The 23,213-nt window shown below is 70.2% G+C and carries 17 protein-coding genes, 3 tRNA genes and 1 pseudogene; 11 read left to right on the top strand and 10 right to left on the bottom strand.

Going from position 1 to position 23,213, the window contains the following annotated elements; all coding sequences use genetic code 11:
* Positions 1-6 precede the first annotated feature (6 nt).
* Both ABZV31_RS00860 and ABZV31_RS00855 read right to left on the bottom strand, forming a co-directional pair.
* Entirely contained in the window at positions 7-939 is a 933-nt protein-coding gene (locus ABZV31_RS00860) for an anti-sigma factor RsbA family regulatory protein (protein WP_355886288.1), read from the bottom strand.
* Between the two features lie 55 nt (positions 940-994).
* Entirely contained in the window at positions 995-1,246 is a 252-nt protein-coding gene (locus ABZV31_RS00855) for an STAS domain-containing protein (RefSeq protein WP_355886285.1), read from the bottom strand.
* A 481-nt stretch (positions 1,247-1,727) separates the two neighbouring features.
* Between ABZV31_RS00855 and ABZV31_RS00850 the strand changes: the two genes are divergently transcribed.
* Together ABZV31_RS00850 and ABZV31_RS00845 are read left to right on the top strand one after the other, a co-directional pair.
* Positions 1,728-2,438, top strand: a complete 711-nt coding sequence (locus ABZV31_RS00850; protein ID WP_355886283.1) for an ANTAR domain-containing protein — start codon at positions 1,728-1,730, stop codon at positions 2,436-2,438.
* Positions 2,439-2,758: 320 nt separating this feature from the next.
* A complete protein-coding gene (locus ABZV31_RS00845) occupies positions 2,759-3,595 on the top strand; it encodes a class I SAM-dependent methyltransferase (RefSeq protein ID WP_355886282.1) in 837 nt (278 codons plus the stop codon).
* A gap of 425 nt (positions 3,596-4,020) precedes the next feature.
* Here ABZV31_RS00845 and ABZV31_RS00840 read toward each other — a convergent pair whose 3' ends face one another.
* Positions 4,021-4,215 (bottom strand): hypothetical protein, encoded by a 195-nt coding sequence (locus tag ABZV31_RS00840; RefSeq protein WP_355886280.1) that lies wholly within the window; start codon positions 4,213-4,215, stop codon positions 4,021-4,023.
* Between the two features lie 767 nt (positions 4,216-4,982).
* Here ABZV31_RS00840 and ABZV31_RS00835 point away from each other — a divergent pair.
* The 5 genes and pseudogenes from ABZV31_RS00835 to ABZV31_RS00815 all read left to right on the top strand — a co-directional run.
* Entirely contained in the window at positions 4,983-6,419 is a 1,437-nt protein-coding gene (locus ABZV31_RS00835; protein WP_355886277.1) for a condensation domain-containing protein, read from the top strand.
* On the top strand, positions 6,416-6,673 hold the full coding sequence (locus ABZV31_RS00830) for an acyl carrier protein (protein WP_355886275.1): 258 nt from the start codon (positions 6,416-6,418) through the stop codon (positions 6,671-6,673). Before ABZV31_RS00835 ends, ABZV31_RS00830 begins: the two co-directional genes overlap by 4 nt.
* On the top strand, positions 6,670-7,896 hold the full coding sequence (locus tag ABZV31_RS00825) for a beta-ketoacyl-[acyl-carrier-protein] synthase family protein (protein ID WP_355886272.1): 1,227 nt from the start codon (positions 6,670-6,672) through the stop codon (positions 7,894-7,896). The genes ABZV31_RS00830 and ABZV31_RS00825 overlap by 4 nt, the downstream gene beginning before the upstream one ends.
* Before the next feature lie 667 nt (positions 7,897-8,563).
* Positions 8,564-8,935 (top strand): Arm DNA-binding domain-containing protein, encoded by a 372-nt coding sequence (locus ABZV31_RS00820; protein ID WP_355886269.1) that lies wholly within the window; start codon positions 8,564-8,566, stop codon positions 8,933-8,935.
* A gap of 692 nt (positions 8,936-9,627) precedes the next feature.
* Positions 9,628-9,804: pseudogene (locus tag ABZV31_RS00815) on the top strand (site-specific integrase); the annotation flags it as partial.
* A 357-nt stretch (positions 9,805-10,161) separates the two neighbouring features.
* Here the strand turns inward: ABZV31_RS00815 and ABZV31_RS00810 are convergent.
* The 3 genes from ABZV31_RS00810 to ABZV31_RS00800 form a co-directional block, all read right to left on the bottom strand.
* A tRNA-Ile gene (locus ABZV31_RS00810) sits at positions 10,162-10,238 on the bottom strand.
* A gap of 177 nt (positions 10,239-10,415) precedes the next feature.
* Positions 10,416-10,488, bottom strand: a tRNA-Asn gene (locus ABZV31_RS00805).
* A 5-nt stretch (positions 10,489-10,493) separates the two neighbouring features.
* Positions 10,494-10,566: transfer RNA gene (locus ABZV31_RS00800), tRNA-Asn, on the bottom strand.
* A 146-nt stretch (positions 10,567-10,712) separates the two neighbouring features.
* Here ABZV31_RS00800 and ABZV31_RS00795 point away from each other — a divergent pair.
* The 4 genes from ABZV31_RS00795 (at position 10,713) to ABZV31_RS00780 (ending at position 16,848) form a co-directional block, all read left to right on the top strand.
* The gene (locus ABZV31_RS00795) at positions 10,713-11,021 is read left to right on the top strand and encodes a YtxH domain-containing protein (protein ID WP_355886266.1); all 309 of its coding nucleotides are present in this window, start codon (positions 10,713-10,715) and stop codon (positions 11,019-11,021) included.
* Positions 11,022-11,512: 491 nt separating this feature from the next.
* Positions 11,513-12,967 carry an FGGY family carbohydrate kinase gene (locus tag ABZV31_RS00790; protein ID WP_355886264.1) on the top strand — a complete coding sequence of 485 codons (1,455 nt, stop codon included), beginning with the start codon at positions 11,513-11,515 and terminating at the stop codon, positions 12,965-12,967.
* Between the two features lie 219 nt (positions 12,968-13,186).
* Entirely contained in the window at positions 13,187-14,920 is a 1,734-nt protein-coding gene (locus ABZV31_RS00785) for an ABC transporter ATP-binding protein (protein WP_355886262.1), read from the top strand.
* Entirely contained in the window at positions 14,920-16,848 is a 1,929-nt protein-coding gene (locus ABZV31_RS00780; RefSeq protein ID WP_355886259.1) for an ABC transporter ATP-binding protein, read from the top strand. Before ABZV31_RS00785 ends, ABZV31_RS00780 begins: the two co-directional genes overlap by 1 nt.
* 34 nt (positions 16,849-16,882) lie before the next feature.
* Here ABZV31_RS00780 and ABZV31_RS00775 read toward each other — a convergent pair whose 3' ends face one another.
* The 4 genes from ABZV31_RS00775 to ABZV31_RS00760 all read right to left on the bottom strand — a co-directional run bounded on the left by ABZV31_RS00775 (position 16,883) and on the right by ABZV31_RS00760 (position 23,193).
* The gene (locus ABZV31_RS00775) at positions 16,883-18,214 is read right to left on the bottom strand and encodes an RNA polymerase sigma factor (protein ID WP_355886257.1); all 1,332 of its coding nucleotides are present in this window, start codon (positions 18,212-18,214) and stop codon (positions 16,883-16,885) included.
* Positions 18,215-18,369: 155 nt separating this feature from the next.
* Positions 18,370-20,277, bottom strand: coding sequence for a DNA primase (dnaG, locus tag ABZV31_RS00770; protein WP_355886255.1), 1,908 nt, complete (start codon positions 20,275-20,277; stop codon positions 18,370-18,372).
* 149 nt (positions 20,278-20,426) lie between these two features.
* Complete coding sequence (locus tag ABZV31_RS00765) at positions 20,427-21,692, bottom strand: FAD-dependent oxidoreductase (RefSeq protein WP_355886252.1); 1,266 nt, start codon at positions 21,690-21,692, stop codon at positions 20,427-20,429.
* Positions 21,693-21,846: 154 nt separating this feature from the next.
* Positions 21,847-23,193 carry a deoxyguanosinetriphosphate triphosphohydrolase gene (locus tag ABZV31_RS00760; RefSeq protein ID WP_355886249.1) on the bottom strand — a complete coding sequence of 449 codons (1,347 nt, stop codon included), beginning with the start codon at positions 23,191-23,193 and terminating at the stop codon, positions 21,847-21,849.
* Between the last annotated feature and the right edge of the window lie 20 nt (positions 23,194-23,213).

The raw sequence follows: 23,213 nt of genomic DNA, 5'->3' as shown, positions 1-23,213 counted from the left end.
GGCCGATCAGCAGGCGAACCAGCAGCGGACGGTGGTGCCCGCCTCGCCGGTGTGGACGCGGACGAGGTCGGCGACGAGGTTGACCAGCAGCAGATCGCGGCCGCCACGCTGGTCGCGGGCGGCGGGCCGGCGTCCGGCCAGCGGGTCGTCCAGGCGGCCCTTGTCCCGCACCTCGCACAGCACGTAGCCGTCCTCGGCCCACACCCGCAGCACGCCCGAACCGCCGCCGTGCACCACGGCGTTGGTGGTCAGCTCGGCCGTGACCAGGGCCAGGTCCTCCAGCCGGGTGTCCGCGAGCCCGAGCCGCGCGCCCTCGGCGGTGGCGACGCGCCGGGCCTGCGACAGCGTCTCCGTCGCGAAGCCGAAGGGCAGGGCGTCCGGCACGACCGGCAGCGGCTCGTTGTAGCGGGCGACGATGTGCTCGGGGGCGTAGGCGACGCTGTCCCGCTCCCCGGTGGCGCCGGCGGGGATGACGACGGGGTGGGTGGCGTAGGCGTCGGCGAGGATCCGCTCGTCGAGGCGCCGGGCGTCGTACGGGCACAGGACGGTCACCTCGCGGCCCTGGAACGCCGCGTTGATCAGCGCCTCGTGCTGGACGCAGGCCGGGTACTCGGTCGGCGTGCGGCCGGCCCAGATCGGCTCGCCGATGATCCGCACCCGCCGACCGGGCTCCTGGGCGTCGGCGAAGGCGCGCAGCACCCCGGGGATGATCCGGCCGGGGTTGCGTCCGGCCTGCCGCATGTCCAGCAGCCGCACGGCGTCTGCGTCCGCGCCCAGTTCGGCCTCGATCAGCCGGAGGTTCTCGCCGGGGACGGCCACCGCCACCGGCTCGCCCGACTCCAGTCCGGCGCGCACGAAGGGCACGGTGCCCGCGAGGTACTCCTGCTCGTCCCGGTAGAACAGCGCGGGGTGGACGAAGGGTTCGGCCGCGGCGGTCATGACGTCGACACCTCGCTCCCCGACAGGCCGGGCCAGAACATCTCCACTATCCGGCTCAGCCCGGACGACGGCCGGTGCAGCACGATACGGCGGCCCGGCTCAGCCGCCGTGCGGCGTCCGCGAGCACGCCGACGCCGGCGACGTCGACGAAAGTCACGGCCGAAAGCTCCAGGTAGTACACGTCCTCACCCTCGCGCACCGCCTGTTCCAGCGCGCGTTCCCAGAGCACGCGCGTGGCCAGGCTGACCTCGCCCGCCGCCCGCAGGCCGGCCTGCCGCGGCAGCGGACACACCTTCAGCTTCGGCACCGTGCCGGTGGCACGGCGACGTCCGCCGGAGGTCGCAGCCGGTCCGGGATGTCCACACCGTCTCCCTGCTGATCCTGGACGTGGAGCCAAGTATGCTCCGCGCCGTCCCGGACCGGTGCGTCATGGGTACCCGTTGGGGCGCGAATCCCGCAGCTCGGTCCGCGAGAACGGCACGGCTTGGCGCGCGTACGGCACGGCTTGGCGCGCATACGGCACGGCCGCGTTCGACCACACGCGCCCGAACCGGCCCCTCCTCCACCCAACTCCCCTGTCCCGACAACCACCGACTCGGCAGGAATGCCGCATGACCCGAACACCGCGTGTAGTCCGCCGGGAAGCGGGCAGGCGAACGGGCAGCACCGCCGGGATTCCGCGGAGTTCGGTTCGCCCGCGGCTTTTCGCGGCCGCGGCCCGGCGGCAACGGGGAAACGCGACGTCGGCAGGACGCGCGAGGACTGCCGGGGACGAACAAGGCGGGGAGATGATCTCAGCGGCACCACCATTCGCAAGTCGGTTGAACTCTCTGGTCGACACTCTGGTGATCGACGTGCGTACGGAAGCGGACGGCCGGGCGGCACTCATGGCACGCGGGGCGCTGGTCCACGGCTGCGCGGACACCCTGGCCAAGACGCTGGCCGAACTGCCGCCGGGGACCAGCCGGGTCGACCTGGACGTGGCCCGGGTGACCTTCATGGACACGGCGGGGCTGCAGTTCCTGGACACCCTCGACGACCACGGCCGCCGTCACCTGATCCCAGTGACGGCCACCGGCTGGACCGGCCAGCCGCGCCGGGTCCTGGAACTGGCCGGTCTGGACACCACCGACCCCCTGCGCCCGACGGCGCGCCGGCCCGGACCGCAGCCCGAGGCCGAGCCCCCGGTCGCCTCGGCGGTGGCCCTGGAGCGGGCGGAGCAGCTCCTCCTGCTGCAAAAGGAGGTCGAACAGCTCCGCCAGGCCATCGCCTCCCGCCCGGTGATAGACCAGGCGCGCGGCATCCTGATCGCCACCCGCGCCTGTACGTCCCAGCAGGCCTGGGACATCCTGCGGGAGGCCTCCCAGCGGTCCAACACCAAGCTGCGCAGGGTGGCCGCCGCGGTCACCGCCGGTGCCCAGCCCGACGGCCCGCCACCCCCCGAGGAGATCCGCACGGCCCTGCGCACGGCGGTCGCCCACTGCTGTCCCCGGCCCTGACGCCCCTGTGCCCGGCGGCCGGCTCCCGCGGTCAGTAGGCAGCTGCCGCCCCGACGGCGTCCGGCGGTCGATCGTCACCTCGCGGGGAGCGGCGGGCCGGCGGCTGACCCGAACGCGGATCCGGCGGGTGGTCGAGCCGGGTCGGTTCCGTCGGCGCCGCTCCTGCCCGTACGGGCCGCTGCGGTCATGGGCCCGCCATTCCAGTCCGCGAGCGGATACGTTCACTGCTGTAGGCGTCACGCGGGCATCGGCGTATCCGAGCCGATGGCCCATGTCGGAGTTGACCGGGTACGGATATTCGGAGGGCAAGGAGCGGCTGCATGGCGACCGAAAGTGAGCGGACCGTGAAGCTGAGTGGCGTTCCGGAGACGCTGTTGTGGAACCTCTACCACCGTGCGTACGAGGCCCGGCAGCCGCGGCCGGTGCTGGAGGATCCGAAGGCCGTGGAACTGGTCGAGCGGATCGACTACCCCTTCGAGGAGACCTTCGGCCCGCCCAACCCTCTGCTCGCTCAGGGACAGGCCCTGCGAGCGCGGACCTTCGACGACGCCGTGCGGGCCTTCCTCGCCGAGCACCCGGACGGCACCGTCGTCGCACTGGCCGAGGGGCTGGAGACACAGTTCTGGCGGGTGGACAACGGGCGGGCACGCTGGTTGTGCGTGGAGTTGCCGGAGACCGCCGAGGTGCGCCGCCGCCTGCTGGGGGACGGCGAGCGGCGTCGGATCCTGGCCCAGTCCGCACTCGACCTGTCCTGGCGCGACGAGGTCGACGTCACCCGCGGTGTGCTGATCACCGCGCAGGGGCTGCTGATGTACCTGCGGCCGCCCCAGGTGAGGGAGCTGATCGCCGGCTGCGCCGAGCGGTTCCGCGGCGGAGCTCTCGTCTTCGACGCGGTCCCGCGGTGGTTCAGCACCCGCACACTGCGCGGCCGGATGCGCACGGCACAGGGGTACCAGCCGCCGCCCATGCCATGGGGGCTGGACGCCGGCGAGCTGTCCCAGGTGCACACCACCCACCCGGCCATCACCGACGTGCGGGAACTGCCCCTGCCGCGTGGCCGCGGACCGTACTACGGGCTGCTGGCACCCGTACTGCACCGGCTGCCCGCCGTACGCAATCTCCGCCCGACCATGACCGTCATCGCCCGCTTCTCCTGACCGGCACCGGTCGAGGCCTCGCCGGCCTTTCCCTTGTCACTCGGACAGCGAACTCGAGCGGGCAATGGAAATCGCCTTCCTCGCACCTGTGCCGTGAACGGGAGGAAGAGAGGCGTGTGCTCGGCGAGTTGGAGCGCGCGGGCAGGGGCGTCAGCCCAGCTGCGAGTGATCGAGAGCACGGCGTAGCCACTGGCCCCCGACGTCCCACAGATTTCCGCCCGCGTTCCCCCAGTCGAGTGCAAATAGGGCGACACGCACGCCTGTGGCCCCAGGATCGGATCCTGGGGCCACAGGCTTGATCAGTGCAAACGGCGAACGCGCTGGTCAGATCGATTCTGCGCGCGTAACGCCTAGGGGGCGGGTGGGACTCGAACCCACGGCCGACGGATTATGAGTCCTTTGGGGATCTTGGCGGCCCTTGCCGATCAACGCCCATCCATGACGTTCCAGCAGGTCAGAGAGGGTAAGCCGTGTCTTGGGGGACGATCGTGCGACAGCGCCAGCAGCCGACGGCGCAGCACCGCGGTGCGTACCGGGTTGCGGCGGGCGAGTGCTTCGTAGGTGCGGTCCCAGTCACGCTGGGTCTCGATCAGATCGCTGGGGAAGGTGTGACGCGCCATACTTGAAAGACCGTATGAGCGCTGAATTCCGCAGTGGTCATTTCTGCGGCAAAACCTCCGTAAGAACGCATCGGAAGCTCACCAGCGCACAAACGAGAGCGGGGAACCCACGTATGCACCCGAGTTGTAGCGATCCGCCACGGCGTGCGCCCTGTCGCATGGCCGCGCTCTGGAGAAACAAAACGCCCCCCAGCACCAAAGGGCCGCGAGGGGAGGGAAGTTCAGGGCGGGGCTCAGGTCACCGGGCGACGCGGTACCCGGGTTGAGGGGATCGAAGGGCGGATCGGCGTGGCGGGGAAGGGGTCGCCGACGCTGGCTGCATCCTGCCGAGTGCCATGTCGATCCGCCATATGCGGTATGGCTTTTCCGGTCACAAGGCTCGCGGGTCCGGTCGTTCACGCGGCCCCGCGCTCCGGGAACAGCGGGGCATCAAACATCGATTTCTGGATCATTTGTTCACCCACGGTCACGTGCTTCGATCGACGTCACGATCGAAGCCCAGTGCGGCATGGAAGTGAGCCTCGTCACCGTTTCGGGACCGGCTCATCAATCTGTGTACAAGGCTGGCCTATGCGCCATGGATCCGGCCGCAGTTGGGCATGGTGGTGTGACTGTCGGCTGGTGGAAGTTGAGGTGGGTGTGGTGCTGAGCAGGGTGTGGGTGAGCTTCCGGCCGTGCGACGGCCGGGTAGTCGATGACGCTCTGCGGATGAGGGCTGCCGGAACTTGTCCGGGAGACCGGCGCTGTTCTCGAGTCGGGGTGCTCGGATGCTGATGACGACGCTCCCCGAGTACCGCCTACGCCCCGGGCTGGTCAGGGAGTGGACGCTGGACGGGGAGCCCTTTCGCGAGGCGGCACGGTCGGTCCGGGGCACGCCTTTGTCGTATAACCAGGAATGGCACCTGAAGTTCGTCTCGAAGCTTGTCGAGCGGGACGTCAGGACTCCTCCGTGGCTGGGATTCGGTTTCGAGATTCCTGGACTCCTGGACGTCGAAGCGTTTCGTGCGACGCTGCGGGCGTGGGTCGAACGCCATGAGACGCTGCGCAGTGGGTTCCGCGTGGTCGACGCGAAGGCCGAGCGTTTCACCGTCGACCACGACGCGGTGGTCGTGCGTGACGTGGTCCTGGGCGAGTTCACCAGCACTGAAGAGATCTCCGCTTGTCTCCAAGGGCGCATCGACGGTGCGACCGACGCGTTGAACTGGCCCAGTTATGTGGTGGAGACCGTGGAACACACGGATTCCACCACTGTCGTCGTGGGGATGGACCACGCGCACACCGACGGCTTCTCGGTGATGATCAGCGTTGAGGAACTGCAGGATCTGTACGCCGCCATTTCCGCGGGGCGGCCGGCCCCGCACCGCCGCGTCGGCAGCTATGTCGACTACAGCGTCGCCGAGCGCGACGCCGCCGGGCAGATCGACGCCGACGATCCCGCCGTCCTGCGATGGGCCCGGCTCGTCGAGGACGGCGGTGGGCGGTTCCCCGGGTTTCCGCTCGATCTCGGTGTCACGGAGGACGTGTTCCTGCCGCACATCAGGATGGACATGACGCTACTGGACGGACCCGAGGCCGAGGCGGTTGAGGAGGTCTGCCACGCCGCGGACGGAGGGTTCGTCGCCGGTCTGCTCGCGGCCTTCGCGATCTCCGCCTACCAGCTCACGGGTGAGCCGCTCTACCGGACTGTGATGCCGGTGCACACCCGCTTCCGGCCGGAATGGCTGCACGCGATGGGGTGGTACATCGGAATTGGCGCGGTCGAGGTCGAACTCGGCGGAGCCGCAAGCTTCCGCGATGTGGTGCCGAGAGCGCACCGGTCCGCGAGGAGAGCAGTGCGCCTCGGCCGTGTGCCGTTCACGAGGGCCATGGAACTTCTCGGCATGGCAGCGGATGTGGAGCGGTCGATGCCCGAGGTGTGCCCGTTCGTCTCCTTCAGCGATATGCGGGTGGTCCCGGGGGAGCCGCGGTGGACCGAATGGAATGCCCGGACCTTGTTCCGTATGACCCGCGGAAACAAAGCGAACATCTGGGTCAACCGCACCGGTGAGGGAGTGCAGCTGATGGCGCGCTATCCCGATGCGGAGACCGCCCGTGCGGGCATTGCCTGCTTCACCGACCACGTGCGGGACGTGCTCCACAACGTGACGAAGACCGGTGACTACGTTTTCGACATCCGACCGAATACGACAGGAGTGACCGTATGACCCCTGTACGGGAGATCGTGGAAGCCACCTTGACCGGCAAGTTCCAGGTGCTTTCCGAAGAGTTGGAACCCGAGGCGACTCTGAACTCCCTGGACCTGGACTCGCTGGCCGTGATCGAGCTGCTCTACACCGTAGGCCGGGAGCTGGGAGTCAGGGTCGGCGAACATGAGGTGACCCCGCGGAACACGGTTTCGGAGCTGGTGTCCGTGGTGGAGGCGAAGCTCGCGCAGCGGGCGGCGGGGCCACTGCAGTGACCCGAACCGAGGTCGCGGTGACCGGTCTGGGCATGGTCACTCCGGCCGGGGTCGGCGCGGAGGCCACCTGGCAGGGTGTGTGCGAGGGGGTGCCTACCGCCTTGCCCGACCCGGGGCTCGTAGGCCTGCCGGTCGACTTCTCCTGCCGCGTTCCGGACTTCCGGCCCACTGCGTATCTCGGGCGCCGTGCCCTGTGGCGTACGGACCGCTGCTCGCAGCTCGCCGTCGCCGCGGCGTGCGAGGGGGTGCGCGACGCGGGGCTGGACCCCGAGACCTGGGACAGTGCCAGGGTGGCTGTGGTCATCGGCACTTGCTTCGGCGGCCAGCGGTCGTGCGAGGACGGGCACCACAACCTGCTACGGGACGGACATGAGGCGGTCTCCCCGGCACTGGTGCCGAAGATGATTTCCAACATGCCCGCGGCCGAGGTCTCCATGGCTCTGCGGGCGCGCGGGGTGAGTCTGAGTGTGTCGACGGCGTGTGCCTCGGGCGCCAGTGCCATCGCGCTGGGCCGGGACATGCTGGCCTCTGGCTCGTGCGACGTGGTGATCGCTGGTGGCGCCGACGCCGCTGTCACGCCGCTGATCACCTCCGGGTTCCACTGCATGGGCACGCTCTCCGGCCGCTGCGACGACCCGGCCACGGCCTCCCGGCCGTTCGATGCCGACCGCGACGGCTTCGTACTGGGTGAGGCCGCGGCCGTACTGGTCCTGGAGCGCGCGGACGATGCCCGGCGACGCGGTGCGGTGCCGCGCGCGGATCTGGCCGGTTGCGGATCCACGAACGACGCGTACCACGTCACCGCCCCGCACCCGGAACATCTCGGCGCCGAGGCCGCGTTGCACGCCGCGCTCTTCGACGCCGACGTCACTCCACGCGAGGTGGACCACGTCAACGCACACGGCACCTCGACGCGGATCAACGACGCCGCCGAAGCCGCCCTGCTCGCCCGCGTCTTCCCCCACGCCCCTAGCGTGACATCAGCCAAAGGCGCCCTGGGCCACTGCCTCGGCGCCGGCGGAGCAGTGGAGGCAGCACTCACCGTGTTGACGCTCCAGCGGCAGCTGGTCCCGCCGACAGCCAACCTGGAGGCAATCGCCCCGGGCATCGAGCTGGACCTGGTATCCAAAGCCGCCCGAGAACAACGCGTTGACCTCGCGGTGAGCAACGCATTCGGATTCGGTGGGCACAACGCGGTCCTGGCCTTCCGGCGCTGCCCGTAGCCGCTACGCGGGGAGACTTAACGCTGGAAGATCCATACAGCACGGAACCGCTGCCGCCACGTGCGTCCCGCGTGGGCTACGGCCTCCGAGTTCGCCTCCGCGAGGGCGTTCAAGCGCGGCTACGGCACGGCACGCGGGCAGTACCGCAAGAGCTGGCAGGTCAGATGATCGAGGAACCGGCCCCCACACCGGGAGACCGTCCAGGGGTCGAGTAACCCCTTGGGGCGGCTTTCTCTTGGGGCCGTTTCCTTGACGCCTACCAACCATCGCCGGACACACTCTCAGCGGTCACCTACAGCCACAAACCCAAGCGATCGCCACAGCGAACTCCTCGACCCGCAGCAGACGGCAGACCTGAGCGCAGCTCCTCGGGGACACTGTCCCGGGCACCAATGTCCCCACGTTGTCCCCAACATCACGGCTCTGTCGCCCCATGGTCGCCGGCCGCAGCTCGCACCAACTACATGTCAGGCGCATCCATGCAGGTCAGACAAGCATCAGCCGATACAGACCCCCCCGGCCCCGAACTCGCGAGCAGCGGATTCTCTATGACCAACTTCAACCCCAACTACTACCGGCGCTGCGCGTGCCAGGCGCCGGCCGTTGATGACGAGGGGGAGCCCATACGCAGCCCATACGCAACGCAGACGGCCGCCCCAAGCTGCGCATGCTGGGTGCGAGCTGCCCGAAGCTCACGCAGAAGGGACACGGCACCTGGTACTTCTACTTCGAACTGGAAGCAGGCGAAGGCGGCAAGCGCCAGCGTGTACGGCGGGGCGGCTTCGCCACCAAGGAGGACGCGAAGACGAAGGCCTCCGAGGTCTACCGCGATGTACTCGGCGGAACGGACGTACTCAGCAACGCCACCGTCGGCGAGGACCTGCGACCGTGGCTCAAGCGCAAGAAGAGCCTGGCCCGTACAACCCTCCACGGGTACGAGGAGCACATCAACCTTTACCTCGAACCGCACCTCGGCCACATCAAGCGGCGCGACCTCAAGCTGCGGCACATCGAGGGCATGTATGACGCGATCGGGTGAGAGAACGCCGAACGGCTCATCCACCACGCCAAGGTGGTCGAGTTGGAGGAGGCCCGGGACGCCGCGTACACGGCCTGGGTGCGGGCAGCGGGAAAGAAGGAGGAGCGCCGCGTCACCCGCCGGGCCTACCTTGACGCCAACGCCGCCCTGCGCGAGGGCCGCAAGGGCAAGCGGGAGATCACCAGCGCGGCCACGATGCACCGCATCAATGCCACCCTCAGCTCGTTCCTGGGGAGCGGCGTCAAGCGAGGCGAGTACGCGACCAACTGGGCCGCGCTCGTCGAGCTTCCGCCGGTCACGCGGTCCAAGCCGCTGGTGTGGACCCCGGAGCGGGTCAAGGAGTGGAAGCGGACAGGCGAGAAGCCCGGCCCGGTCATGGTCTGGACCCCCGAGCAGACCGGCCAATTCCTGGACTTCGTGAGCGACGACCGGTTGTACGCCCTCTGGCACACCTTCATCTTCCTCGGCCAGCGGCGGGGCGAGCTGTGCGCGCTGCCCTCGCCGGAGGTCAGCTTCACGGGGCTGTGGATGCGGATCTCAGCGCAGATCGTCGAGGTCGCCCACCGACTCTACGGCGAGCCGCCGAAGGCTGACAGCGTCCGCACCATCTCCATGAGCATGGAGTCGGCGGACGTACTGCGGGTCTGGAAGGCGAAGCAGGACCAAGAGCGCGAGCAGGCGAGCAAGCCCGGGTGGAGACGAACCGGGTCTTCACTCAGGAGAACGGCGAGCCGTACCACCCTGACTGGATCAGCAGGCGGTTCAAACGGCTCGTGGAGCTGTCCGGACTCCCTCCGGTCCGCCTGCACGACCTCCGCCACATCTCCGCCACTCTGTCGCTGCTCGCCAAGAACGACATCAAGGTGGGGCAGGAGCGACTGGGGCACCGCTCGCGGCAGATCACCTCGGACACGTACACCAGCGTTCTTCCGCAGCTCATGACGGCCGAGGCCGAGTCCACCGTCTCGATGGTGCCCCGGTCATCGAAGGAAGGCCCCGAGCGGGACGAGCGCACCCAGCCGGGCAACGAGGACAAGGCCCCGGAGGGCGCCCCGGAAGCCGGGGACGATAGCCCAGACGAGGGATTTCGTCCTGCCGCGTGCCCCGCGTCCTCAATTTGTCCTCACGATCATGAAACCATGATCGTGACAGGCCGCCAAGACCCTGCTGCACTCACCTCCGACCAGCAAAGCTGCTGGTCAGATCGATTCTGCACGCGTAGTGCTTGGTGGGGCGGGTGGGACTCGAACCCACGGCCGACGGATTATGAGTCCGCTGCTCTAACCGGCTGAGCTACCGCCCCGTTACGGCGCGTCGCGTACATGTGTACGCGCCGTCTGCCGCAGCATAGCCGCTCATACGATCTCCTGCTTCGCCTGGTCGGCTTCCCGCGGCCCTTCATGACCTTGAGGACTTCACCGCGGGCGCGGCGGTTCCCCGGGCATGAAAAAGGACCCCTGAGGGGTCCTCGTTCAACGTGCTCCCCCGACTGGACTCGAACCAGTAACCTGCCGGTTAACAGCCGGCTGCTCTGCCAATTGAGCTACGGAGGACCGAGCTCCCCCGACTGGACTCGAACCAGTAACCTGCCGGTTAACAGCCGGCTGCTCTGCCAATTGAGCTACGGAGGAATGCCTCATTGCATCGAACGTACCTACCTGGGTATTCGCCAGGGGGCGCGCGCTCGCTGCGACACATACATTAGCGCAAGCAGGGGGGTGTTCCGCCAATCGGTACTCCCCGGCTCCGACCTCGAGGCAAGGGAAGGGTGGCCGCCATGCGTTACCGGCTCACGTTCATCGCAGGGCTCGCTCTGGGTTACGTGCTGGGCACGAGGGCCGGACGGGAGCGCTACGAACAGCTGAAGAAGTCCGCACACCAGGTCGCGCAGAACCCCGCGGTGCGCAACACCGCCGAGACGGCGGCGCAGCAGGGCCGCCAGTTCGCGGGCAAGGCCTACCACGCGGTGAGCGAGAAGGTGGGCGACCGCGTACCCGAGTCGGTGGCCCAGCGCGTGCGCTCCCTGCGCGAGCGCAGCACGAACGGCACCGGCGGCGAGGACGACTGGGGCACCAGCAACACGTAGGCCTGCGGCGCGATCGACCGACGGGCCCGGACCCGTGACCGGAGGGGCCCCGCCCTGTGTTCGGAAGGGCGGGGCCCCGATCCGCGTTCGGAAGGCGGGCGGCGGCCGGCCAGGATCTGCGCCATACGGCGCCACCCGGCCAGGGCGCAGGCCATATGCCGCCCCCACTCCATCAGCGGCCGCCCCGCACTCCCACCGCAGGCACAGCCTGCGCAGGCACAGCCTGACGGCCGCAAGCCCCCGCCGGCACAGCGCGGCTCCAGCACAGCGCGCAGCCCCCGACACGCCCCGATCCCCCGACACGCCCCGGTGTCTCCCGACCGCCCCCGATTCCCCGACACGCGCCCCGCCGCCGCACGCTCCGTCGCCCAGCCCGCCCCGGCGCCTTCCCGCCGCCTCCCCCGCACCGTCCGCCCCGTCCCTCCACCCCGTCCGAGTCGGCGGCAGCGACCCGGCGCGGTCACCCCTCGCCGTACGGCAGAATTTTGGCCATGGGGATAGTCGCCGGGTTGGACAGTTCGCCCGATTTCACTCGTATCGTCGTCTGCGACACGGATACCGGGGCCGTGCTCAGGCAGGGATATGCGCCGCATCCGGTGGAGAACCCCGAGGGCGGCGGGCGCTCTGCCGATGTCGATCCGCAGGCCTGGCTGCTGTCGCTCGGGGAGGCTGCGGGCGGCGGGCTCCTCGAGGGCGTGCAGGCGATCGGTGTCTCCGCGCAGCAGAACGCGCTGATCCCGCTCGACGCCCAGGGCAACACCGTGCGGCCCGCGCTGGTCGGCGGCGACCGGCGGGCCCAGGTCGCCGCCGCCGACCTGATCGACGCGCTCGGCGGGCGTGAGGCGTGGGCGCAGGCGGTCGGCTGTGTACCGCAGGCCGCGCAGCCGGTGACCAAGCTGCGCTGGCTCGCCAAGAACGAACCCGACGCCGCCCTGCGCACCGCGGTCCTCATGCAGGCGCACGACTGGCTGGTGTGGCAGCTGCTCGGGCGGCCGGTGCGGCGGACCACGGATCGCGGTGGTGCCTCCGGGACCGGGTACTGGTCCGCGGCCACAGGCGCCTACCGGCCCGACCTGGTCGAGCTGGCGCTCGGTCACCAGGCCGTGCTCCCCGAGGTGATAGGGCCCGCGGATGCGGCGGGTACGACCCCGGAGGGGCTGCTGATCTCCGCCGGGACCGGCGAGACCATGGCCGCGGCCTTCGGGCTCGGGCTCGGGCTGGGCGACGCCGTCGTCTCGCTCGGCGCCTCCGGGTCCGTGATGGCCGTCCATCCCGAGGCGCTCGTCGACCAGACGGGAATGATCACCGCGCTCGCCGACGCCACCGGCATGCACCTGCCGGTCGTCACCACGCTGAACGCCGTACGGGCCCTGCGCGGGACCGCCGAACTGCTCGGCCTGCCGGATCTGGAGAGCCTGTCCGACCTGGCGATGAAGTCGACGCCGGGCGCCCACGGGCTCGTCCTGCTGCCCTACTTGGAGGGCGAGCGCACGCCGAACCTGCCGCACACCGCCGGGACGCTGGCGGGCCTGAGGCGCGAGTCGATGAAGCCGGAGCACCTGGCGCGGGCCGCGTTCGAGGGGATGCTGTGCGGGCTCGCGGACGCGCTCGACGTGCTGCGCGGCCGGGGCGTGGAGGTGCGGCGCATCTTCCTGCTCGGGCCGGCCGCCGAGCTGCCCGCCGTGCAGGCCGCGGCGCCCTCGCTGTTCGGCGCGCAGGTGGTGGTGCCGCAGCCCGCGGACTACGCCGCGATCGGCGCCGCCCGGCAGGCGGCCTGGGCGCTCGGCGTCTCCCAGGGCACCCTCGACCCGCGTACCCCGCCGGCCTGGCAGGGCGCGGCCGCCCAGGTCCTGGAACCCGGCGAGGAACTGGCGGTGGGCCAGGCGGTGCGCCAGCAGTACGTGTCGGTGCGCGAGCAGACCCACCCGGGGGCGTTCCGCGCGTAATGGTCACCCGTCCAGGGCGTTTGGCACGCTGCGACCACCCGTTCGGGGGCATTTCGGATGCGGCCGCCTGGGGCCAACGGCTGACGAACCGTCGGTCGTTGGCCCGTTGTTGACTTACCCGTTGTTGGCTTAATCGGTTGAGGTAACGCCGGTGGAGTGTCCGACGATAGGGGCGAAGGGATACCGACCGTCCCCATCGCCGACTCCGAGAGACGTAGCGTGCTCATACGACTTCTGCAGACCTATCTCAGGCCCTACAAGAAACCCATCACCCTCTTGGTGCTGCTGCAGTTCCTGCAGACCTGCGCCACCCTCTACCTGCCCACGCTGAACGCCCACATCATCGACAACGGTGTCGTGAAGGGTGACACCGGTTACATCCTGACGTTCGGCGCCCTGATGATCGGCATCTCGCTGGCACAGGTGGTGTGCAACATCGGTGCCGTGTACTACGGCGCCCGGACCGCGTCGGCGCTCGGCCGGGACGTCCGGGCCGCCGTGTTCGACCGCGTGCAGTCCTTCTCGGCGCGCGAGGTCGGCCACTTCGGCGCGCCCTCCCTCATCACCCGTACGACCAACGACGTCCAGCAGGTCCAGATGTTGGCCCTGATGACGTTCACCATGATGGTGTCGGCGCCCATCATGTGCGTCGGCGGCATCGTCCTGGCGCTCGGGCTGGACGTACCGCTGTCCGGGGTGCTGGTCGCGGTCGTCCCCGTGCTGGGCATCTGCGTGACGCTGATCGTGCGCCGGCTGCGCCCGCTGTTCCGGGCCATGCAGGTGCGCCTGGACACGGTGAACCGGGTGCTGCGCGAGCAGATCACCGGTAACCGCGTCATCCGCGCCTTCGTCCGCGACGAGTACGAGAAGGACCGCTTCCGCAAGGCCAACGCCGACCTGACCGACATGGCGCTGGCCACCGGACGGCTGCTCGCGCTGATGTTCCCGATGGTCATGACGGTGGTGAACCTGTCGTCCATCGCGGTGGTGTGGTTCGGCGCGCACCGCATAGACAGCGGCGGGATGCAGATCGGCGACCTGACCGCGTTCCTCGCCTACCTGATGCAGATCGTCATGTCCGTGATGATGGCGACCTTCATGTTCATGATGGTGCCGCGCGCGGAGGTGTGCGCCGAGCGCATCCAGGACGTCCTTTCCACCGAGTCCAGCGTGGTGCCGCCGCTCGCGCCCGTCACGGAGCTGCGCCGCAGCGGCCACTTGGAGATCCGCGCGGCCGGCTTCCGCTATCCGGGTGCCGAGGAGCCCGTGCTGAAGGCCATCGACCTGGTGGCCCGCCCCGGTGAGACGACCGCCGTCATCGGCTCGACCGGCAGCGGCAAGTCCACCCTGCTGGGGCTGGTGCCCCGGCTGTTCGACGCCACCGACGGCGAGGTCCTCGTCGACGGGGTCGACGTCCAGACCATCGACCCGAAGCTGCTGGCGAAGACCGTCGGGCTGGTGCCGCAGAAGCCGTACCTGTTCGCGGGCACGGTGGCGACCAACCTGCGCTACGGCAATCCGGACGCCACCGACGAGGAGCTGTGGCACGCGCTGGAGGTGGCGCAGGCCAAGGACTTCGTGTCGAAGCTGGAGGGCGGGCTGGACGCGCCGATCGCGCAGGGCGGCACCAACGTCTCCGGCGGCCAGCGCCAGCGCCTGGCCATCGCCCGCACGCTGGTGCAGCGCCCGGAGATCTACCTCTTCGACGACTCCTTCTCCGCGCTCGACTACGCCACCGACGCGGCGCTGCGGGCGGCGCTCGCCCACGAGACCGCCGAGGCGACCGTCGTCATCGTCGCCCAACGCGTGGCGACCATCCGGGACGCCGACCGGATCGTCGTCCTCGACGAGGGACGGGTCGTCGGCACGGGCCGGCACCACGAACTCATGGCGGACAACGTGACCTACCGGGAGATCGTGCTCTCCCAGCTGACGGAAGCGGAGGCTGCCTGATGGCCGGGCCGATGGGGCGGATGATGGCCGGGGGCGGCCCCGACAACCGCTCGATGGACTTCAAGAACTCGGGCAAACGCCTGATCGCCCAGTTCAAACCCGAACGCCTCACCATCGGCGCGCTGCTGCTCTGCGTGGTCGTGAGCGTGGGCCTGTCCGTGGTCGGCCCGAAGATCCTCGGCAGGGCCACCGACCTGGTCTTCGCCGGGATCGTCGGGCGGCAGATGCCGAACGGGCTCACCAAGGACCAGGTCCTTCAGTCCATGCGCGACCGGGGCCAGGGCGCCATCGCGGACATGCTCAAGAGCACGGACTTCACCCCGGGCAAGGGCATCGACTTCGGCGCGGTCGGGAACATCCTGCTGCTCGCGCTGTGTACGTTCCTCGCCTCCGGCCTGCTGATGGCGGTGGCGACACGCCTGGTGAACCGGTCCGTGAACCGGACCATGTTCCGGATGCGCGAGGACGTGCAGGTGAAGCTGTCGCGACTGCCGCTGTCGTACTTCGACAAGCGGCAGCGCGGTGAGGTGCTCAGCCGGGCCACCAACGACATCGACAACATCGGGCAGACGCTGCAGCAGTCGATGGGGCAGCTCATCAACTCGGCCCTGACCATCATCGGTGTGCTGGCGATGATGTTCTGGGTGTCGTGGCTGCTGGCGCTGGTCGCGCTGGTGACCGTGCCGCTGTCGTTCGTCGTCGCCACGCGCGTCGGCAAGCGGTCGCAGCCGCACTTCGTGCAGCAGTGGCGCTCGACCGGAAAGCTCAACGCGCACATCGAGGAGATGTACACCGGGCACACCCTGGTGAAGGTGTTCGGGCGGCAGGAGGAGTCGGCGCAGCAGTTCGCCGAGCAGAACGAGGCGCTGTACGAGGCCGGGTTCCGGGCGCAGTTCAACAGCGGCATCATGCAGCCGCTGATGATGTTCGTGTCCAACCTGAACTACGTGCTGGTCGCGGTCATCGGCGGCCTGCGGGTGGCGTCCGGTGCGCTGTCCATCGGTGACGTGCAGGCCTTCATCCAGTACTCGCGGCAGTTCTCGATGCCGCTGACGCAGGTCGCCTCGATGGCGAACCTGGTGCAGTCGGGCGTCGCCTCGGCCGAGCGGATCTTCGAACTCCTGGACGCGGAGGAGCAGGAGGCGGATCCGGTGCCGGCCGAGCGGCCGGCCAAGTTGCGCGGGCGGGTCGCGCTGGAGCACGTGTCGTTCCGGTACGACCCCGACAAGCCGCTCATCGAGGACCTGTCGCTGAAGGTGGAGCCCGGGCAGACGGTCGCGATCGTCGGGCCGACGGGCGCGGGCAAGACCACGCTGGTCAACCTGCTCATGCGGTTCTACGAGGTCTCCGGCGGGCGCATCACGCTCGACGGCGTCGACATCGCGAAGATGTCCCGGGACGAGCTGCGCGCCGCAATCGGCATGGTGCTGCAGGACACCTGGCTGTTCGGCGGCACGATCGCGGAGAACATCGCCTACGGCGCCTCCCGGGAGGTCACCCGGGGGGAGATCGAGGAGGCGGCGCGGGCCGCGCACGCCGACCGGTTCATCAGGACGCTGCCCGACGGCTACGACACCGTGATCGACGACGAGGGCTCCGGGGTGAGCGCCGGTGAGAAGCAGCTCATCACCATCGCTCGGGCGTTCCTGTCCGACCCGGTGATCCTCGTCCTGGACGAGGCGACGAGTTCGGTCGACACCCGTACGGAGGTGCTGATCCAGAAGGCGATGGCCAAACTCCAGCACGGCCGGACGTCGTTCGTCATCGCCCACCGGCTGTCGACGATCCGCGACGCGGACACGATCCTCGTCATGGAGAACGGATCCATCGTCGAGCAGGGCGCGCACGACGAACTGCTCGCGGCCGACGGGGCGTACGCCCGGCTGTACAAGGCGCAGTTCGCGCAGGCGGTGGCCGAGGTCGACTGAGTGCACGGGGGCCGCCGACGGGCGGCCCCCCCTTTCAGTCCAGGTAGCCCCGCAGCTGGTCGGCGAAGGCGTGGTCCCGCAGCTTGTTGAGGGTCTTGGACTCGATCTGGCGGATCCGCTCCCGCGTCACCCCGAAGATGCGGCCTATCTCCTCCAGCGTGCGCGGACGCCCGTCCACGAGCCCGTACCGAAGCTGCACGACCTTCCGCTCCCGCTCCCCCAGTGTCGACAGGACGGCCTCCAGATGCTCCTTGAGCAGCAGGAACGCCGCCGATTCGACGGGTGAGGCGGCGTCGCCGTCCTCGATGAGATCGCCGAGGGCGACGTCGTCCTCCTCGCCGACCGGGGCGTGCAGGGAGACCGGTTCCTGAGCCAGGCGCAGGACCTCGCCGACCCGCTCGGGCGGCAGGTCGAGCTGCGCGGCGACCTCTTCCGGGGTCGGCTCGTGGCCCCGTTCCTGGAGCATGCGGCGCTGGACGCGGACCACGCGGTTGATGAGCTCGACGACGTGAACCGGGACGCGGATGGTGCGGGCCTGGTCCGCGAGCGCACGGGACATGGCCTGGCGGATCCACCAGGTGGCGTACGTGGAGAACTTGTAGCCGCGGGCGTAGTCGAACTTCTCCACGGCCCTGATGAGGCCGAGGTTGCCCTCCTGCACCAGGTCGAGCATGGTCAGGCCCCGTCCGACGTACCGTTTGGCGACGGAGACGACGAGCCGCAGGTTCGCCTCGATCAGACGGCGCTTGGCCATGCGGCCCATGACGACGAGCTTGTCCAGGTCGAGGGCGAGCTGGCTGTCCAGGTCGGGCGTGTTGCCGAGCTTCTCCTCGGCGAACAGGCCTGCCTCGACGCGGCGGGCGAGTTCCACCTCCTCGGCAGCGGTGAGCAGCGGGATGCGGCCGATCTCGCGCAGGTACTGGCGGAACAGGTCGGAGGAGGGGCCGCCGGTCTCGGTGCGGGCGAAGGCAGGTTCGACGGGCTCGGGCGCCTCGGCGGCCTCGGGCGTCTCCGCGGGCTCGGGCGCCGCCAGCGCGCCGGCCGGGGGTTCCTCGGGCTCGGGCGGGCTGTCCGCCTCCGTCTCGAGGTGGAGCGCGACCCGGTTCTGCGGGGGTACGGCCGCGATGACATCGGTCTCCGCGTCCGGCCCGGCGATGCCGAGGTCGGTGGTGATGTCGGTCTGGGCGAGGGTCTGGGTCTGCACGGGGGCGACCTCCAGGATGATCGCTGCTGAGGTGTGCGGCAGCGGTACTCGGGGGGCGGAGTCGGCGGCCTCGCCGCTGTCCGTCCCGTACGCGATGAACGGAACCGCGGGGATGTAGGACCCGTGGGGGACGGATCGGCCGCGCTCCGAGGACTCAGGCACCGGAACCCAGTGTGGGGTACGACACATCGTCGCCACGAGGGGCGTGCGGTGACTTTTTGCGTCCGGTCCGTGACCGCACGGTTATCCCGGCGTACGAGTGCGCAGCCCACAGGGCCGGAAACCCCCCGAAAGACGTACGGCTCGCCCCGGATACCTCAGAGGGCGGCCGCGCCCCGCTCCCGCAGGGCCTGGTCGTACTGCTGGAGGATCCACAACTCGTTCTGGACGGCGGCCAGTTGGGCCGGGTCGCCCCCCGTGCCGAGGCGGGTGAGGGTGCTCTGGATGTCGCGGATGCGGCGTTCGACGGCGCGCCGGCGGACGGTGACCAGCTGGGCGCCGGCGTAGGCCTCGTCGACCTCCTTGCGGAGCATGATCGCCTCGACGGCCAGCTCCGTGACCATCGCGCGGACGGCGTCGTCGGGGGCCGCCTCCCGGACGCGGACCAGATACTCCTGCGGGTCCTGTACCCCGAGTTCGGCGCCGCCCGCGTCCATGATGGCCTGGCGTACGGCTGCGTACGGCGGGGCGGTGAACTCGTCGACTCCGTACGCGTCGAACGCCGGGGAGACCAACTCCGGCCGCTGAAGGGCGAGTTTGAGCAGCTCGCGCTCGGTGGCGTAGACCGGGTTGCGCAGGTTGAGCGCCGGGCCGCGGGCCGGGGTCTGCACGGCGGCGTACTGCTGGGGCGGGCGCTGCTGCCGGTCGGGCGCCGGGCCCCGACCGCCGCGCTCGCGCGCCCAACGGGCCAGCTGCGCCACCCGCTTGACCACGAACTGGGTGTCGAGGATGCCGAGCATGCCGGCGAGCTGCACCGCGACCTCGTGCTGGGCGCCGCTGTTCTTGATCCGGGCGACGACCGGCGCCGCCTCGTCCAGGGCGGCGGCGCGGCCCGCCGGGGTGTTCAGGTCGTACCGGCCGACGATCTGGCGCAGCGCGAACTCGAAGAGCGGCGTGCGCGGTTCGACCAGGTCGGCGACCGCCTCGTCGCCCTTGGCGAGCCGCAGGTCGCAGGGGTCCATGCCGTCCGGGGCGATGGCGATGTAGGTCTCGGCGGCGAACTTCTGGTCGTCCTCGAAGGCGCGCAGGGCCGCCTTCTGGCCGGCCGCGTCTCCGTCGAAGGTGAAGATCACGCGGGCCGAGCCGTTGTCCATCAGCAGTCGGCGCAGGATCTTGATGTGCTCGCCGCCGAAGGCGGTGCCGCAGGTCGCGATGGCCGTGGTCACGCCGGCGAGGTGGCAGGCCATGACATCGGTGTAGCCCTCGACGACGACCGCGCGGGACGTCTTGGCGATCTCCTTCTTCGCCAGGTCGATGCCGTAGAGGACCTGGGACTTCTTGTAGATCGCGGTGTCGGGGGTGTTCAGGTACTTGGGGCCGTTGTCGGCCTCGTAGAGCTTGCGGGCGCCGAAGCCGACGACGTCCCCGCCGATGTCGCGGATCGGCCACATCAGACGGCCGCGGAAGCGGTCGATGGGGCCGCGGCGGCCCTCCTGGGAGAGGCCGGAGAGGATCAGCTCCTTGTCGGTGAAGCCCTTGCCGCGCAGGAAGCGGGTGAGGTGGTCCCAGCCCTGGGGGCTGTAGCCGACGCCGAAGTGGACGGCGGCGGCCTGGTCGAAGCCCCGCTCGGCGAGGAAGACGCGGCCGGTCTCGGCCTCGGGGCTGGTGGCGAGCTGCTCGGCGTACCACTCGGCGGCGAGTTTGTGGGCCTCGACCAGGCGGATCCGCTCGCCGCGCTGGTGGGCGGGGTTGTACCCGCCCTCCTCGTAGCGCAGGGTGATGCCGGCCTGGGCGGCCAGGCGCTCGACCGCCTCCGAGAAGGAGAGGTGGTCGATCTTCATCACGAACGTGATGGTGTCGCCGCCCTCCTGGCAGCCGAAGCAGTGGAAGAGCCCCTTGCTCGGGCTGACCTGGAAGGACGGGGACTTCTCGTCGTGGAACGGGCACAGGCCCTTCAGGTTGCCCCCGCCCGCGTTGCGCAGCTGGAGGTACTCGGACACCACGGCGTCGATCGGGACCGCGTCCCGTACCGCCTTCACGTCCTCGTCGTTGATCCGTCCTGCCACGCGTGAATTCTACGGGGGCGGACCGACATCTCCGGGGCGAGCCGCCGGGCCCGAGGGGCGCGGGGCTGTGACATCGTGCGGCTCCGCCGCGTGGGCGCGAGCAGCCACCGTCCACCCGCGCCCGCGTTGCGGCAGAACCCGGCAGACGCCTAGGCGGACAGGCTCTCGAGCGGCACGTGCGGGTCCGACAGTGCCTCGGTGTCCACCTGTGCGCGTGTCCGGATCATCCGCTGGATCGGGTCTGTAACGTCCCACACGTTCACGTTCATCCCCGCCAGCACCCGGTGCTCCTTCACCCAGAACGCGATGAACTCACGCTTCCCGGCGTCTCCCCGGATCACCACTTCGTCGTACGACCCCGGGGGCGCCCAGCCGGAGTACTCCATGCCCATGTCGTACTGGTCGGAGAAGAAATAGGGCACGCGGTCGTAGGTGACGTCCTTGCCGAGCATCGCGCGGGCCGCCGCCGAACCGCCGTTCAGCGCGTTGGCCCAGTGCTCGACGCGCAGCCGCGTGCCGAAGAGGGCGTGCGGGAAGGCGGCGACGTCGCCGGCGGCGAAGATGTCGGGGTCGGAGGTGCGCAGCCGCTCGTCGACGACGATGCCCCCGCCATGCCTGCCGTCGGCGATCTCCAGGCCCGCCGCCTCGGCGAGCGCGGTGCGCGGCGCGGCGCCGATCGCGGCGAGCACGTCGTGGCAGGGGTGCTCCTCGCCGTCGTCGGTGCGGGCGGCCAGCACCATGCCGTCCTGGCCGACGATCTCGGTCAGCCGGGCGCCGAAGTGGAAGCGGACGCCGTGCTCACGGTGCAGCTCGGCGAAGAGCTGGCCGAGCTCGGGGCCGAGGACGGCGTGCAGCGGGGTCGGCCCCTGCTCGATGACGGTGACCTCCGCGCCGTACTCGCGGGCCGCGGCGGCGACCTCCAGGCCGATCCAGCCGGCGCCGGCGATCACGAGGTGGCCGTTGTCCCGTCCGAGGTGGGTCAGGACGCCCTTGAGGCGCTCGGCGTGCGCGAGGCGGCGCAGGTGGTGAACGCCCGCGAGATCGGTGCCGGGGATGTCCAGGCGGCGCGGTTCGGCGCCCGTGACCAGCAGCAGCTTGTCGTAGCGGATGAGCGTGCCGTCGTCGCCGTAGCGGACGGTCTTGGCGGCGCGGTCGATGGCGACGACGGTCTGGCCGAGGTGCAGCTCGATGTCGTTCTGCGCGTACCAGGCGGGCTCGTGCACGAAGACGCTGTCGCGCTCCTCCTTGCCGAGGAGGTAGCCCTTGGACAGCGGCGGGCGTTCGTAGGGGTGGTCGCGCTCGTCACAGATGAGGATCACGCGGCCGCTGAAGCCCTCCGCGCGGAGGGTCTCGGCCGCCTTGGCGCCGGCGAGACCTCCTCCGACAATGACGAATGTCTGATCCGCGTCGACCACTTGATGCCTCCTCGTAAGGGTGCCGCCACTTGCGAGCGTCCCGCACGGAGCGTGATGCGGGAAGAGGGAGTGGCCCGATCAGGCCACGGAGGGTCACCTTCGGACCCCTTGGTTCACTGAGGCCCCGTGGGTCACACGGGTGCCCTCGCCAGTTTCATGGATGCCCCGTCAGACGGGCGTGAAGCGAGCGGGCCGAGGCGTCGGTGAGGGAGGCGATCTGGTCGACGATCGCGCGTTTGCGGGCGCGGTCGTCCGGGGCCCGGTCGAACAGGGCGCGGAACTGCGGGTCGAGGCCGTCGGGGGCGCGGGCGGTGAGCGCCTCGGCGAGCTCGGCGACCACGATCCGCTGGTCGGCGCGGAGCCGCTCCTGTTCGGCGCGCTGCATGACGTACCGGTCGGCGACCGCCTTGAGGACCGCGCACTCCATCCGGGTCGCGCGCGGTACGACGAGTTCGGCACCGTACCGGGTGAGGTGGCCGCTGCCGAACGCCTCCCGGGTGGCGCCCTCGGCGGCGAGGCAGAAGCGGCCGATGAGCTGGCTGGTGGCGTCCTTCAGGCGGGCCTGGGCGACGGCCGAGCCGTCGTAGCCGTGCGGCCACCACTCCTGGTCCAGGAGCCGGTCGAGGGCCTCCGCAAGCTCCTCGGGATCGGTGCCGGCGGGGACGTACCGCCCGATGGCGACCGCGAACACCGCCTGCCGCTCCGGCTCGGCCTGCAGGCAGTTGGGGTCGATGTGGCCGGCGTGCAGGCCGTCCTCGACGTCGTGCACCGAGTACGCCACGTCGTCCGACCAGTCCATCACCTGGGCCTCGAAGCACGTGCGCGTGCCGGGGGCGTCCTTGCGGACCCAGTCGAAGACGGGCCGGTCGTCCTCGTAGACCCCGAACTTGGGGGACGCCGGGTCGGTGGGGTGGGCGCCGCGCGGCCAGGGGTACTTGGTGGCGGCGTCGAGGGTCGCCCGGGTGAGGTTGAGGCCGACGCTGACGAGGTCGCCCGACTCCGGGTCGGTGACGAACCGCTTGGGCTCTATGCGGGTGAGCAGCCGCAGGGACTGGGCGTTGCCCTCGAAGCCGCCGCAGTCCTGCGCGAACTCGTTCAACGCCTGTTCGCCGTTGTGACCGAAGGGCGGGTGGCCCAGGTCGTGGGAGAGGCAGGCCGCCTCCACCAGGTCGGGGTTGCAGCCGAGGGCGGCGCCCAGCTCGCGGCCGACCTGGGCGCATTCGAGCGAGTGGGTGAGCCGGGTGCGGGGGCTGGCGTCCCAGGCCTGGCTGCGCGCGCCCGGGGTGACCACCTGGGTCTTGCCGGCCAGGCGCCTGAGGGCCGCGGAGTGCAGTACGCGCGCGCGGTCGCGCTGGAAGGCGGTGCGGCCGGGCCGTTTGTCGGGCTCGGCGGCCCAGCGCTCGACGGCCGGCGCCTCGTAGCCGATGGGCGGGACGTGGTTCTCGTACGACTGGGGTGCGTTCTCGTACGCCCGCGGTGCGTCGGGTGCGATGCCTTCCATGCCTCGACAGTAAGCGCACC

Source organism: Streptomyces sp. NPDC005202 (assembly GCF_040608235.1).
GTDB lineage: Bacteria > Actinomycetota > Actinomycetes > Streptomycetales > Streptomycetaceae > Streptomyces.
Note: the sequence above shows the minus strand (reverse complement) of the source record. Positions and strands in the feature narration are given on the sequence as shown.

Bases quoted from the DNA above. Each gene is read 5' to 3' on its own strand.
- ABZV31_RS00860 (WP_355886288.1), bottom strand. From the start codon at position 939: ATGACCGCCGCGGCCGAACCCTTCGTCCACCCCGCGCTGTTCTACCGG.
- ABZV31_RS00850 (WP_355886283.1), top strand. From the start codon at position 1,728: ATGATCTCAGCGGCACCACCATTCGCAAGTCGGTTGAACTCTCTGGTC.
- ABZV31_RS00845 (WP_355886282.1), top strand. From the start codon at position 2,759: ATGGCGACCGAAAGTGAGCGGACCGTGAAGCTGAGTGGCGTTCCGGAG.
- ABZV31_RS00840 (WP_355886280.1), bottom strand. From the start codon at position 4,215: ATGGCGCGTCACACCTTCCCCAGCGATCTGATCGAGACCCAGCGTGAC.
- ABZV31_RS00835 (WP_355886277.1), top strand. From the start codon at position 4,983: ATGCTGATGACGACGCTCCCCGAGTACCGCCTACGCCCCGGGCTGGTC.
- ABZV31_RS00830 (WP_355886275.1), top strand. From the start codon at position 6,416: ATGACCCCTGTACGGGAGATCGTGGAAGCCACCTTGACCGGCAAGTTC.
- ABZV31_RS00820 (WP_355886269.1), top strand. From the start codon at position 8,564: ATGCTGGGTGCGAGCTGCCCGAAGCTCACGCAGAAGGGACACGGCACC.
- ABZV31_RS00795 (WP_355886266.1), top strand. From the start codon at position 10,713: ATGCGTTACCGGCTCACGTTCATCGCAGGGCTCGCTCTGGGTTACGTG.
- ABZV31_RS00790 (WP_355886264.1), top strand. From the start codon at position 11,513: ATGGGGATAGTCGCCGGGTTGGACAGTTCGCCCGATTTCACTCGTATC.
- ABZV31_RS00780 (WP_355886259.1), top strand. From the start codon at position 14,920: ATGGCCGGGCCGATGGGGCGGATGATGGCCGGGGGCGGCCCCGACAAC.
- ABZV31_RS00760 (WP_355886249.1), bottom strand. From the start codon at position 23,193: ATGGAAGGCATCGCACCCGACGCACCGCGGGCGTACGAGAACGCACCC.